A 12,606-nucleotide genomic window follows, 5' to 3' on the forward strand; every position below is an offset into this window, starting at 1 on the left:
ATAAAGAATTTTTAAATTTCTATCTCCCTTGCGCCATCATCAATTTCAAATGTGTAAAAGTGAGCTGTAAGTCCTGTCTTTGCACGATAGTTTTCCCCTACTTTCCTTACAAACTCTTCTACAGCATCCTTATGAACAATTGAAACTGTACAGCCACCAAAACCAGCACCTGTCATTCTTGAGCCAATTACCCCTTCTACCTTTAAAGCTTCATCAAAAAGTGTGTCAAGCTCAAGTCCTGTTACCTCATAGTCGTCTCTTAGCGATATATGAGATTGTATCATAAGCTTGCCAAAACCTTCAAGGTCGCCTTTTTGCAAAACATCAATGGATTTTAAAACTCTGTCGTCCTCGTACACAACATGTCTTACCCTTTTTAAGATTATTTCATCATCAATCAAATCTTTGTACTTTTCAAACGTCTCAACATCAAGTTCGCCAAGGCACGAAATGTTAAGTTCCTTTTTCAAAAGTTCAAGCCCTTTTTCGCACTGAGACCTTCTTTCATTGTATTTTGAGTCTGCAAGGCTTCTTTTCTTGTTAGTATTGCTGATGACAATCTTGTAATCACCAAGTTTTAAAGGTACATACCTGTACTCCATAGTGCGTGTGTTGAGAAAAATGGCATGGTCTTTTTTCCCAAGACTTGAAGCAAACTGGTCCATAATACCACAGTTTACCCCAACAAACCTGTTCTCAGCTCTTTGGCATATAAAGCTGAGCTTGAGCTTGTCAATTGGTTTGCTATTGAAGAGTGAGTAAACTGCAATTCCAGTTGCACACTCAATCGCAGCAGATGATGAAAGTCCTGCTCCGTGTGGTACAGTGTCGTGAAAGAGCATATCGACCCCGCCAACTTCATATCCTTCCTCTTTTAGCTCTTTTACAACACCAAGCTGATAGTTTCCCCATCTGATGTTTTTATACTCATCAATCCTATCGATGTCTGCTTCAATAAGCTCTTTCAAGTCTGTTGCATACAAGCGAATTTTATTGTCGTTTCTTTTTCGTACAAGAACGGTGGTACCGACATTGAGCGCTGCAGGGAAAACATACCCACCGTTGTAGTCTGTGTGCTCACCGATTAGGTTTACTCTTCCGCTTGAGAAAAAGCACCTGATAGGCTCTTTACCTTCACCATAAACCTCCTTGAACATCTTCAAAAGCTCTTCAATCTTCATTTTTCTTGTCTCCTCCTTGCATCTTTTGCATAAATCTTTTATAAGCCTGTCTCAGCTCTTCTGCCTTTTCCTCGGGTGAGGTGGTGTTACACGGTGCCCATGCCCCTGTTTCACTTGATGCATTGAACTTTTGCTTGTCTTTTGAGCGCATGGGCGGGTAAAACTCCACATGAAAATGGTAAAATTTTGAATAATCCTCATCGACATTGACAGGTAGCTGATGCATGCACATCATATATGGGAACTGATAGTCAAAAAGACTGTCCAGCGTTCCTGTTGTCTCTTTTAATATCTTTGCAAAGCTGTCTTTTTCTTCTTCTGTAAGGTCAGAAATAACTCCCACATGTCGCTTTGGAGCTATAAATACACCATAAGGATATTCAGTAAAGAAAGGCAGGTATGTTACAAAATGGTCGTTTTCTATAATTATTCTCTTTTTAAACTCCATCTCTTCCCTGTCAATCCTGCAGATTAAACACTCGCCATGCTGCTCATAGTGCAACTTAGCACTTTCAAGTTCACGCAAGATTTTTAATGGTATCCATGAATATCCATATATCTGACCATGTGGATGCGGCATAGTAACACCCACAACCTCGCCTCTGTTTTCAAAGATGAATATAAACTTTATGTTTCTATCTTTTTTTAGAGTTTCAAATCTTTCAACCCACAGGTCCACAAGCTTTCTTATATGAGACACCTCAAGCTCGGGCAGTGTTATCGTGTGATTTGGAGAGTACAAAACCACCTCACACTTACCGTACGCAGGTGCAACCTTGTAAAAAGATGTTGCGACATCATCTGGCTGTGGCGGATTTTGCATAAGGGCTGGAAAGTCGTTGTCATACTCTAAAACGTCATAATTGTCAGGAACCCTGCCAGAGCCAGGACAAAACGGGCACCAGTCCTTGGGCATCTGAGGTCTTTCCTGTCTGTGCGATGCAATCATTACCCAATCACGCAAAAGAGGATTCCATCTGAGTTCTGCCATTTTTTCTCCCCTCACATCAAAACAAAATTTTTCTCCTTTCTTCCTAATCTTCATTCTAAAAAAAAAGAAGTGCAATTTGAATGCACTTCTTTTTTATGTATTAGCATTTTTTTTAGATGTATCGTAAATATATTTATCCTTCTTGTAATTCATTGGAGACACTCCATATTTTCTTTTAAACAGTCTGCTAAAATAGTTCTGGTCTTCTATTCCTACCATCTTTGAGATTTCTCCAATCGGAAGGTCTGTTGTTTCTATGAGCTCTTTTGATTTTTTGAGCCTTATATTGATGAGATATTCCTTGAATGTCACACCAAGTTGCTTTTTAAAAAGATAACTCAAATAAGTTGGTGACAGGTACACCATTTTAGCCAAATCGTCAAGTGTTATCTCTTCCATATAATGATTTTTGATATATTCAATTATCCTTTCAATTGACGAAAGAGAAGAAATTCTTATCATCTCTGAGTCTATAATGTACTTCGCTACAATATGCATCATGTCAAGTACACTTTTCAGTTTTTCCTGGTCTATGAAGGTAAGCTTGAAAAAGCTCTCTTTTGCTCTTTGTATATCAACTGGTTGACCATCTAATTTTTTTGCAATTTGTTCCCACATCTTTTCTGATGGCGGCTCTAAAAGAATTTGACCAATAAAAAGTGAGCCTATATAGCTTGTGTTGAAAAACAGAGGAATAACAGCCTCAATAAGCCCCATGTGACATCTGTAAACATGTATACCCTTTTTCTTTTGAGCAGTCAGTGCACCGTTCAAATCAGATTCCCTGCACGCTTCACCATTTTTGTAATAGTTTTTCATGATGGTGCAGAATTCGCATGTGCCTTTCTTCTTATTCTCAACCCATTTGTTGTCAGCTGTCAAAAAGTTTGCTGAGATTCCTGTGATGTAAGAAAAGTTGTCTAAAACCGAAATCAAATCGTCATACTTGATAATCTCTTTAAAATCCATATCCTCTTTACACCCTTTATAATCTTAATCAATACAGACCACTTTGATACCATTTTGCATGAAAACAGCCGCTGTGATGCCATTTCCTTCAACAAGTTCTCCTGAAAAGCTTCCATCATAGATTTTGCCACAGCCACAAGAAGGACTTTTAGACTTCAAAAATGCAATCTGTGCATCGAAAAACCTTGCAAGCTTTAAAGCTTCATACGCACCTTTATAAAAATTATCGGTAAAATCATTGCCTTCTATATCTACAACCCTGCCATCTTTTATCTCACAGGGATTTCGAGGTGTTGGAAGTCCACCTAGCTGTTCAGGACAAACTGGAATTAGAATGTACTCATTTTTTAGCCTTTCAACAACTTCCTTTCTCAAATTGTTTGTCCCATCATATTTTGTGTTAAGACCTATAAGGCAACTGCTAATAAGTGCATACCTCATTTTTTACCCTTCTCCTGCAAAATTGCCTCTTCCATAAACTTGACTATAGCATACTGAACCTGCTTTACTCCCATACCAGACTTGGCAGAGAATTGGTAAAATAGTTCCTTTTCAATCCCCAGTTCTTTTGAAATAAGCTCTGTATTTTTTGCAAGTTCATTATTCGAAAGTTTATCACACTTTGTCAGTACAATCATTATTGGAATTTCTTTTTTGTCAAAAAAGCTCAGCATTATTTTATCATCTTCTGTGGGAAGATGTCTTGAGTCTAAAAGCAAAACAGAAAGTTTTAGCTCCTGCCTTTCAAGCAGGTACTCTTCAATCATGGTTCTCCATCTTCGCTTTTCCTCTTTTGAAACCTCAGCATAACCATAACCCGGCAGGTCAACAACCCTGAATTTGTTGTCTATATTGAAAAAATTAATTGTTCGGGTCTTGCCTGGAGTTGACCCAACCTTTGCAAGCTTGTCTTTGAACACCGCATTTATAAAAGAAGATTTCCCCACGTTTGACCTTCCGCATATGCACATCTCTGGCATTTTAATTGGCGGGTAGTCCTCTTTTTTCACAGCAATCTTTTCAAGCCTTGCATTGGAAAGATTGATTTTCAAATTAGCTTTCACCCCCTTTACTTTACAATTGCAATATCAAATACCTCATCAATTGTCTTTACAAATATAAAGTTCATATCTTTTTTTACATAGTCTTCAAGTTCATCTACATCTTTTTTGTTTCCAAAAGGCAGGATAACATTTTTAATACCCACTCTTTTTGCTGCTAAAACCTTCTCTTTTACACCGCCAATTGGAAGTACCCTGCCGCTTAAAGTAATCTCACCGGTCATAGCAACATCGTATCTTACTTTTCTCTGTGACAATGCTGAAACCATTGCAGTTGCCATTGTTACTCCGGCAGATGGTCCGTCTTTTGGAATAGCACCTTCCGGAACATGAATATGAATATCGCACTCTTTATAAAAGTTCTGGTCAATTCCAAGCTCCTTTGCCCTTGACCTTATAATGCTCACAGCAGCCTTTGCCGACTCTTTCATGACTTCTCCAAGCTGGCCTGTTAGCTCCAATTTGCCACTCCCTGGCATCACAAGCGCTTCGACATAGAGCGTCTCACCGCCAAAAGGTGTCCATGCAAGGCCTGTTACAATTCCAACCCTGTTCTGTTCAATCAGCTCATCTCTTCTGTACTTTCGCGCACCTAAATACTTTTCCAAATTCTTTTGAGTGACTCTTACCATCTTCTTGTTTTCTTCTAAGATTTCTTTAGCAACACGTCGGCAAAGCCTTGCAATTTCTCTTTCTAAGTTTCTGACACCAGACTCGCGCGTGTAGAATGCTATTATATCCTTGATAGCTTCTGGGTCACATCTTAGCTGAGATTTTTTGAGCCCGTTTTGTTCCATCTGCTTGGGCAAAAGGTACCTTCTTGCAATCTCAAGCTTCTCTTCTTCAGTATACCCTGTAATCTCAATCACTTCAAGCCTGTCAAGAAGAGGTCTGGGGATTGTCTCAAGTGTGTTTGCTGTTGCGATGAACATTACCTCAGACAAATCAAACGGAATTTCAATATAATGGTCGCGGAATGCAAAGTTCTGTTCACTGTCCAAGACCTCTAAAAGCGCAGACGCAGGGTCACCTCTAAAATCGTGTGACATCTTGTCAATCTCATCTAAAAGTATAAGAGGGTTTTTTGTTTTTGCCTGCCGAAGAGCATAAATAATCCTTCCTGGCATTGCACCAACATAGGTTTTCCTGTGTCCTCGTATCTCTGCCTCATCGCGAAGACCACCAAGCGAAATTCTTACATAATTTCTGTTAAGTGCACGTGCTATCGACTTTGCAATCGATGTCTTCCCAACACCAGGTGGTCCCACCAAACACAAAATAGGTCCTTTCATATTGTTTTTTAGTTTCCTTACAGCAATATACTCAAGTATCCTTTCTTTTACTTTCGTAAGCCCATAGTGGTCTTCATCAAGTACCTTTTTGACAACGTTTATATCAATCTTCTCATCACTTCTCACATTCCATGGAAGGTCAACAATCCAGTCAAGGTATGTTCTAATAACCCCAACCTCGGGTGAGTTTGGAGGCAATTTTTCAAGCCTGTCTATTTCCTTGAACACCTTTTGAAGACTTTCCTGGCTCAGTCCCAGTTTTTTGACCTGCTCTCTATATTCCTCTGCCTCAGAAAAAAGACTGTCTTTTTCACCAAGCTCGCTCTGGATTGCTTTTAGTTGTTCTCTCAGATAATACTCTTTTTGCGTTTTATCAATTTGCTTTTTCACTTTGATAGCAATCTTTCTCTCAATCTCAATTATCTCTTTTTCTTTCAATATCATCTCATATAGCTTTGCAAGTCTTTCTTTCAAGTCAACCTTCTCAAGTAAAAGCTGTTTATCTTCAAGCTTCACAACAACATTTGCAGCTATAACATCTGCAAGCTGGTCAGGGCTTTGAATTGTAGTGACAGACAAAATAGCATCAGGTGGAATTTTGTTTGTAAGTCTTGCAAACTCTTCAAATGCTCCAACCACATTTCTTATGAGCGCCTCTAACTCAGGGTCATCTTCTAATTTAATTTCATTTTCTTTATACTCTTCGACCTCAACCAAAAAATATGGCTCTGTTGACAGATACTTTATCACCCGTGCCCTGTAGAGCCCCTCAACAAGTATCCTTGAAGTCTCACTCGGCAGTTTTAACATCTGCTTTACCTTTGCAACTGTGCCAAACTGATACATATCATTTGGTGTAGGCTCTTCTTGTTTTGGGTCTTTTTGAGAAAGAAGCAAAACAAGCTGGTCGTTTTCCATAGCTTGTTCTAATGCCTTAAGAGAAATCTTTCTTCCAACGTCAAAGTGAAGCATCATGTATGGAAAAACCACAAGCCCACGCAGAGGAATCACTGGTATTGTTCTTGTAGATACTGTGCTGCTCAAATTTTATCTGCCTCCGTTTTTATAATTTTATTTCTGGGTGTATAATTATATTAAAAACTCTTCAAAGGAGCTAATTGCTATGATTGAAAACTTGATAGACAAACTCATTCAAAATCCTATTATACCAGCTATAAGAGACAAAGCAATACTTGAATATGCAATAAATTCTGAGTGCAAAATCATTTTTCTTCTTCACTCTTCTATTTTAACCATAAAAGATGAAATTAATATGATAAAACAGAAAAACAAAATAGTTTTCGTCCACATAGACCTAATTGAAGGTGTGGGAAAAGATGAAAAAGGGATTGAGTTTGTGATAAACTGCGGTGCTGATGGTATTATATCAACAAAGCAAAACTTAATCAACCATGCTGCTTCTCTTTCTGTACCTTGTGTTCAAAGAATATTTTTGATAGACTCACAGTCCATAACCTCCGGTCTTAAGATAATAGAAAATTCCAAGCCAACACTAATTGAAGTATTGCCAGGTGTTATCCCGAAGGCAATACAAAGGCTGGCCATTTCAACCACAGTTCCAATCATTGCAGGAGGAATGATTGAAACAAAAGAAGAAGTAATCCAGGCTCTGTCTTCAGGGGCTGTAGCAATCTCAACAAGCAAACCTGCTCTTTTTTCAATCATCTGATGAGTCTTTTTTGCCAACCTTTCTTGTTGCAATAACATCAGCACCAGTATCAAGAATATTTTTCACAATCACACTTCCTATTTCAACTGGTGCTAAAACCTCTATGCCTTTTAAGATTGAGATAGCTTCAAAAATCTTCTCCTTAGGAATAGGTAGGTTAGTTCGAACAGGCACAAACTCTATCTCACCACTTTTAACATGGACTGTGGTTGTAAGAATTCTTTTAGGGTTTGTAAACTCTACTTTTGCCCATTCAAGCCCTCTTTTGCACCCAAATCCGGCAAACTCAAAAGTACCGCCTTGCTCCTTTTTTTCAATTGTGCAGCCTCTCGGGCAAAGAATGCATGTGACTTTATTTTCCTGCATCTTGGATTCTTCTCTCCTTTTTAGTCTTTAAATGTTTTGCAAGCTTACCACAATATCATTAGAAAAATCCAGCTGAGAGAGAATCTTTTGTGAAATTTCTATACTCTCCATCTCACCGGGTGTTAGAATGCTTTTTTTGATTTTCATAAGAATCTTGCCTGCATTGGAAATAGTTACAATAGCATCTTTATAAAAATTATCTACCCTAAATCTGAGAACAAAGGGTTGAACAAAATTTTTGTTTAGCTTTTGCGGCACGACATATCTTATACCCTCTTTTGCTACTATGTTGATATGAATATTATTTTCAAAAAGCTCAGGGTGCTGAGAATACATAGCAGCATACCTTCCTGCTGTCTGCGCCTCTAATGTAACATTGTCAACAAGGTCATGAACATGAAGAACATTTCCACAGGCAAATATACCTTTTTGTGATGTTGAAAATGTATTGTCAACAACTGGACCTCCTGTTCTCATATCAAGAACAATTCCAGCTTTTTTACTCAGTTCATTTTCAGGTATCAGCCCAACAGAAAATAGCACCGTGTCGCATTCAATAAACCTTTCTGTTGACGGAATTTCTTTCAGCTGAGAGTCCACCTTTGCAATTGTAACACCTTCAACTCTGTATTTTCCGTGGATTTTGGTAACTTTATGAGACAAAAGAAGAGGTATCCCAAAATCATTTAAGCACTGAACAATGTTTCTTCTTAGCCCTGTAGAGTAGGGCATTATCTCCACCACTGCCTTTACCTCTATTCCCTCTAAAGTAAGACGTCTTGCCATGATAAGACCTATATCACCAGAGCCAACAATCACTGCTTTTTTGCCAATCCTATACCCTTCAATGTTTATAAACCTCTGAGCCTGACCTGCTGTGAAAATCCCTGCAGGTCTTGTTCCAAGTGTTATTATAGCACCTCTTGTTCTCTCTCTACATCCCATTGCAAGCACAATTGAATCTGCTTTTATCCTCTTAAGCCCTTTTTTATTGACAGCCACTATCTCCTTTTGTGGGGTTATTTCTATCACATGAGTTTCGGTAAGATATTCAATTTGGTTTTCCATCACTTGTTCAATAAACCTGTGGGCATACTCAGGCCCTGTCAGTTCTTCCTTGAAGTAGTGAAGCCCAAAACCAGGATGAATGCACTGGTTTAAAATCCCTCCTAAAAATTTATCTCTCTCTATAATCAGCACTTTTTTATCATCTAAGTTCTTAAAACTTTCTAAAGCAGCCGCAAGCCCGGCTGGTCCCCCACCTATGACAACTACTTTATATTTTTCCATCTCAATCTTCCCACCTTTTTTCGGTCAGAATATAAGAGTTTTTCCCAAACTTTGTTATTTGAGTTTTGTCAATTTTCAGCTCTCTTGAAAGTATATCCATCACACGAGGTAGACAAAAACCGCCCTGGCACCTTCCCATACCAGCTCTTGTTCTTCTTTTGATGCTATCTAAAGTCTTTGCCCCTCTTTTTATTGCCTCAACTATCTCGTATTCAGACACAAGCTCACACCTGCACACAATGTTTCCAAAGGTCGGATGAAGTTTAATCATCTCCTCTCTTTCTTCATCAGAAAGTTCTGAAAACCTTTTTATATCTTCTCTATAAGGATTAAAATTAAGATTTCTTTTTGCGTTTAGCTTATCTGCAACAAACTCAGCAATATACCTTCCTATTGCCACTGATGAGGTAAGACCTGGTGACTCAATTCCTGCAACGTTTATAAAGTTTTTGACATCTTCGTCTTCTTCAATGATAAAGTCATGAGTATCTGGTGTTGCTCTGATTCCCGAAAAGATTGTTATTACATCTCTCTTGCTTAAGTTTGGCAATACTTTCCTTGCCTTTTCAAATACCTCATCAAGCCCTTCTTGGGTTGTTGCTGTGTCATCCTTGCTATCTATATACTCGGAGTTTGGTCCAACAAGTACATTTCCATCTACAGTCGGGGTTACTAAAATTCCTTTTCCCTTTTCTGTGGGTACCTGAAAAATGACTCTGGCAACTGGCATCTTTTCTGGTTTGTCTAAGATGTAGTACTGTCCCCGTCTTGGATATATTTTGAAAAGCCTTGCTCCTGCCATTTTACTTATTTCATCTGCATGCACTCCTGCACAGTTTATTAAAACCCTGGTTTTTATAAAGCGGCTGTCCGCTGAATGAACCACAAAATAGTCTCCATCTTTTTCTATCTTGCAAACTTCAAAGCCAAATATCACATCTGCCCCATTTTGAATAGAATTTTCAAAAAGGGCGACTGTTAACTTATACGGATTTGTAATTCCAGAGTATGGAGCAAAAAGTGCTGCTTTTATATTTCTGCTCAAATTCGGCTCATTTGCAAAAACCCACTCTTGACCTTTTATCTCAAGTCCTTTGACACCATTTCTCTTTCCTCTTTGCAGGAGTTCTTCCAACACATTTATCTCATGGTCATCAAACGCAACCACAAGCGAACCAATCATCTTATACTCAACATCAAGTTCATTGCAAACATCTGCAAATATATTGTTCCCCTCAACATTGAATCTTGCCTTTTTGGTCCCCTCAATTGGGTCATAACCTGCGTGCACTATTCCAGAGTTTGCTTTGGACGCACCTTCTGCAACATCTTCCATTTTTTCAAGGCTGCATACTTTTAATCTGTAACGTGTAAGCTCTCTTAAAATTGACATGCCAATAACTCCTGCTCCTATTACAGCAACATCATAAATTCTGCTCATATTATCACCCTTTTCAAAATATGGTAAATAAAAAGCCTGCAAATAGCCCCTCTTTGAAAGAAGCTATTTGCAGGCTCTCCACATCTCTTGCCAAGCTTTATTTTAAGACAATTCAATCAAAAAATCAATAAAAATTTTTTAAAAGCCTTGCCACAAACTCTATGTTTGGTCCATGCTGGTCAGAACGTTATCAAAATAGTTTATATCGCACTTTTTCCCGTCCCAGTGAATACAGACATCACAGCTTATATCCCCTTTGTGAGAGTATCCACCATCGTTAAACTCCGGACACAATTTTGCAACTGCTCTTTGCTGTTCCTTGCTTGCCATGTTTTTTATCACCCCTGACTTGGTCTTAAAATACTTTCTATAATAAATAACTTTTCCTGTGAAGATGGTCTTTTATACGTCTTTAACACAAAATATGTGCTATAATTTATTTTAAAGCACAAATAGTATAGTACTGTGAAGGAGGCCTTGAAAATGAGCAAATTTTTCTTGCCAACAAAGGTCATATTTGAAAAAGATGGTGTTTTGAAGAATAAAGACCTTTTCAAGCTTGGCAAAAGAGCCTTCATCGTGACATCTCCATCTTCTCTGATGAACGGCTCCTTAGAAGATGTGACAACTGTATTAAAGGAACTTTCAATTGAATATTCAATATACAGCAAAATCGCTCAAAACCCAAGCGTAGAACAGATAGATGAAGTTTCAAAATTGGCAAGAGAGTTTTCCCCAGATTTTATAATTGGAATTGGTGGAGGTTCTCCTCTTGACTCATCAAAGGCAGTAGCAGTGCTGTGTGCAGAAAAGGATTTAAAAGCTCAAGACCTTTTTGACTCAAAATTCGAAAAGTGCTTACCTATAGTTGCAATTCCAACAACATGTGGTACAGGAAGTGAAGTTACTCCCTATTCAATCTTGACATTGAAAACCATTGAAAACAAGAGGAGTTTTGCTTCTGAACTCATTTTCCCAAAAGTAGCAATAGTTGATTACAAGTATCTATTGACACTTCCTTTCGGAGTTATTGTAAACACACTTTTTGACGCTCTTTCTCACGTAATTGAAGGGTATCTTTCCAAAGCCTCTGACCACATTATTGAAGCTTATGCTAAAAAAGCCTTGAGCCTGTTTGAAAGCTCAAAAGACAATCTGAAAGAGAACGCTTTAAAAGAAGCTGACCTTGAAAAGTTTGCATGGATATCATTGATTGGTGGAATAATCATTGCACAGACAGGTACTTTAATTGTTCATCCTTTAGGATACAACCTTACTTATTATCACGACATTCCACACGGAAGAGCAAATGCAATCTTACTTTCAAGCTTTTTGAAACTTGAGAGCAAATATTTAAAAGAGGAAGTAAGCTTTGTTCTAAACTGCATGGGCTTTGAGAGTTTAGATGAGTTTTCTGAGTTTGTAAGATTTTTTGTTAAAGACTCTATTCCAAATTTGACAAGCGACAAAATCGAATATTATGCAAAAAGAGCGCTTGAGTCTAAAAATGTTTCAAACTTAAAACATGCAATCTCGCTTGAAGAAATGATAGATGTTTTGAAAGGTTCGGTTGAGTAATTCAAAATAAATTCATAGTTATATAATCGATTTACAAGGGTATAATATAATCAAGAAAATTATCTATGTAAGGAGAAGTTCAGAATGGCAAAGCTACTGTATATAAAGGCTAATCCAAAGAGCGACCAAAGTTCAAGGACATTTATAATCTCAGAACATTTTATAAAGGTATACAAAGAGTTTCACCCAAATGATGAAATTATTACTTTGGACCTTTACAAAGAAGGAATTCATTTTCTCACTGCAGAGGATATCAACGATATATTTGCTCCAAAGACTGAGTCTTCTAAAAATCATCCTATTTTGAAGTATGCTTATCAGTTTCTTGAAGCTGATAAGTACGTGTTTGCAGCACCTATGTGGAATTTGAGCATTCCTGCAATCCTCAAGGCGTATATAGACTACATCACAGTTTCAGGAATAACATTTAAATACACCGAACAAGGTGCTGTTGGACTTTTAAAAGGCAAAAAAGCAGTCCACATCATGGCAACAGGTGGAGAATACAAAACACCGCCATTTTCGGACTTTGAAATGGCAAATAGATACCTTAAAACAATCTTAGGATTCATGGGAGTGGATGATTTTCAGCTAATTTCAGCTCAACGGCTTGACATTGTGGGTGAGGATGTAGAAAAGATTATTTCAAACGTATTGAAAGAGGCTGAGGAGATAGCAAAAAGGTTTTGAAAATGCGAAGCATGGAAAAATATGCACTAAATAGAAAAGGGGCTCTCTGCAATCTCG

At 38.0% G+C, this 12,606-nt stretch carries 13 protein-coding genes; 3 read left to right on the top strand and 10 right to left on the bottom strand.

Going from position 1 to position 12,606, the window contains the following annotated elements; genetic code table 11:
- Positions 1–11 precede the first annotated feature (11 nt).
- The 6 genes from OTK01_RS08890 to lon all read right to left on the bottom strand — a co-directional run bounded on the left by OTK01_RS08890 (position 12) and on the right by lon (position 6,538).
- Positions 12–1,181, bottom strand: coding sequence for a galactokinase (locus tag OTK01_RS08890; protein WP_029228150.1), 1,170 nt, complete (start codon positions 1,179–1,181; stop codon positions 12–14).
- The gene (gene galT / locus OTK01_RS08895; protein WP_029228149.1) at positions 1,171–2,172 is read right to left on the bottom strand and encodes a galactose-1-phosphate uridylyltransferase; all 1,002 of its coding nucleotides are present in this window, start codon (positions 2,170–2,172) and stop codon (positions 1,171–1,173) included. The genes OTK01_RS08890 and galT overlap by 11 nt, the downstream gene beginning before the upstream one ends.
- 93 nt (positions 2,173–2,265) lie before the next feature.
- Positions 2,266–3,141, bottom strand: a complete 876-nt coding sequence (locus tag OTK01_RS08900; RefSeq protein WP_029228148.1) for a PocR ligand-binding domain-containing protein — start codon at positions 3,139–3,141, stop codon at positions 2,266–2,268.
- A gap of 24 nt (positions 3,142–3,165) precedes the next feature.
- Positions 3,166–3,582, bottom strand: a complete 417-nt coding sequence (locus tag OTK01_RS08905) for a 2-thiouracil desulfurase family protein (RefSeq protein ID WP_029228147.1) — start codon at positions 3,580–3,582, stop codon at positions 3,166–3,168.
- On the bottom strand, positions 3,579–4,193 hold the full coding sequence (yihA, locus tag OTK01_RS08910) for a ribosome biogenesis GTP-binding protein YihA/YsxC (RefSeq protein ID WP_029228146.1): 615 nt from the start codon (positions 4,191–4,193) through the stop codon (positions 3,579–3,581). The genes OTK01_RS08905 and yihA overlap by 4 nt, the downstream gene beginning before the upstream one ends.
- A gap of 17 nt (positions 4,194–4,210) precedes the next feature.
- Positions 4,211–6,538 carry an endopeptidase La gene (gene lon / locus OTK01_RS08915; RefSeq protein ID WP_029228145.1) on the bottom strand — a complete coding sequence of 776 codons (2,328 nt, stop codon included), beginning with the start codon at positions 6,536–6,538 and terminating at the stop codon, positions 4,211–4,213.
- An 82-nt stretch (positions 6,539–6,620) separates the two neighbouring features.
- On the opposite strand from lon, the gene OTK01_RS08920 reads away from it, so the two are divergent.
- Entirely contained in the window at positions 6,621–7,184 is a 564-nt protein-coding gene (locus tag OTK01_RS08920) for a glycerol-3-phosphate responsive antiterminator (protein WP_029228144.1), read from the top strand.
- On the opposite strand, the gene OTK01_RS08925 is transcribed toward OTK01_RS08920, so the two are convergent.
- The 4 genes from OTK01_RS08925 to OTK01_RS08940 form a co-directional block, all read right to left on the bottom strand.
- Complete coding sequence (locus OTK01_RS08925; RefSeq protein WP_013432269.1) at positions 7,173–7,550, bottom strand: DUF1667 domain-containing protein; 378 nt, start codon at positions 7,548–7,550, stop codon at positions 7,173–7,175. The two genes, OTK01_RS08920 and OTK01_RS08925, sit on opposite strands and share 12 nt — an antisense overlap.
- A gap of 27 nt (positions 7,551–7,577) precedes the next feature.
- Positions 7,578–8,840, bottom strand: a complete 1,263-nt coding sequence (locus OTK01_RS08930) for an NAD(P)/FAD-dependent oxidoreductase (protein ID WP_029228143.1) — start codon at positions 8,838–8,840, stop codon at positions 7,578–7,580.
- Between the two features lies 1 nt (position 8,841).
- The gene (locus OTK01_RS08935; protein WP_029228142.1) at positions 8,842–10,281 is read right to left on the bottom strand and encodes an NAD(P)/FAD-dependent oxidoreductase; all 1,440 of its coding nucleotides are present in this window, start codon (positions 10,279–10,281) and stop codon (positions 8,842–8,844) included.
- 159 nt (positions 10,282–10,440) lie between these two features.
- Positions 10,441–10,611 (bottom strand): hypothetical protein, encoded by a 171-nt coding sequence (locus tag OTK01_RS08940; RefSeq protein ID WP_013432266.1) that lies wholly within the window; start codon positions 10,609–10,611, stop codon positions 10,441–10,443.
- Positions 10,612–10,764: 153 nt separating this feature from the next.
- Here OTK01_RS08940 and OTK01_RS08945 point away from each other — a divergent pair, with 153 nt between their 5' ends.
- Entirely contained in the window at positions 10,765–11,859 is a 1,095-nt protein-coding gene (locus OTK01_RS08945) for an iron-containing alcohol dehydrogenase family protein (RefSeq protein ID WP_029228141.1), read from the top strand.
- Between the two features lie 84 nt (positions 11,860–11,943).
- A complete protein-coding gene (locus OTK01_RS08950) occupies positions 11,944–12,549 on the top strand; it encodes an FMN-dependent NADH-azoreductase (protein WP_029228140.1) in 606 nt (201 codons plus the stop codon).
- Positions 12,550–12,606 lie beyond the last annotated feature (57 nt).

This window comes from Caldicellulosiruptor acetigenus (genome assembly GCF_026914305.1).
In the GTDB taxonomy this organism is placed as follows: Bacteria; Bacillota; Thermoanaerobacteria; order Caldicellulosiruptorales; family Caldicellulosiruptoraceae; genus Caldicellulosiruptor; species Caldicellulosiruptor acetigenus.

Coding starts and splice junctions, on each gene's coding strand:
- OTK01_RS08890 (WP_029228150.1), bottom strand. CDS start 1,181: ATGAAGATTGAAGAGCTTTTGAAGATGTTCAAGGAGGTTTATGGTGAA.
- galT (WP_029228149.1), bottom strand. CDS start 2,172: ATGGCAGAACTCAGATGGAATCCTCTTTTGCGTGATTGGGTAATGATT.
- OTK01_RS08900 (WP_029228148.1), bottom strand. CDS start 3,141: ATGGATTTTAAAGAGATTATCAAGTATGACGATTTGATTTCGGTTTTA.
- OTK01_RS08905 (WP_029228147.1), bottom strand. CDS start 3,582: ATGAGGTATGCACTTATTAGCAGTTGCCTTATAGGTCTTAACACAAAA.
- OTK01_RS08925 (WP_013432269.1), bottom strand. CDS start 7,550: ATGCAGGAAAATAAAGTCACATGCATTCTTTGCCCGAGAGGCTGCACA.
- OTK01_RS08930 (WP_029228143.1), bottom strand. CDS start 8,840: ATGGAAAAATATAAAGTAGTTGTCATAGGTGGGGGACCAGCCGGGCTT.
- OTK01_RS08935 (WP_029228142.1), bottom strand. CDS start 10,281: ATGAGCAGAATTTATGATGTTGCTGTAATAGGAGCAGGAGTTATTGGC.
- OTK01_RS08940 (WP_013432266.1), bottom strand. CDS start 10,611: ATGGCAAGCAAGGAACAGCAAAGAGCAGTTGCAAAATTGTGTCCGGAG.
- OTK01_RS08945 (WP_029228141.1), top strand. CDS start 10,765: ATGAGCAAATTTTTCTTGCCAACAAAGGTCATATTTGAAAAAGATGGT.
- OTK01_RS08950 (WP_029228140.1), top strand. CDS start 11,944: ATGGCAAAGCTACTGTATATAAAGGCTAATCCAAAGAGCGACCAAAGT.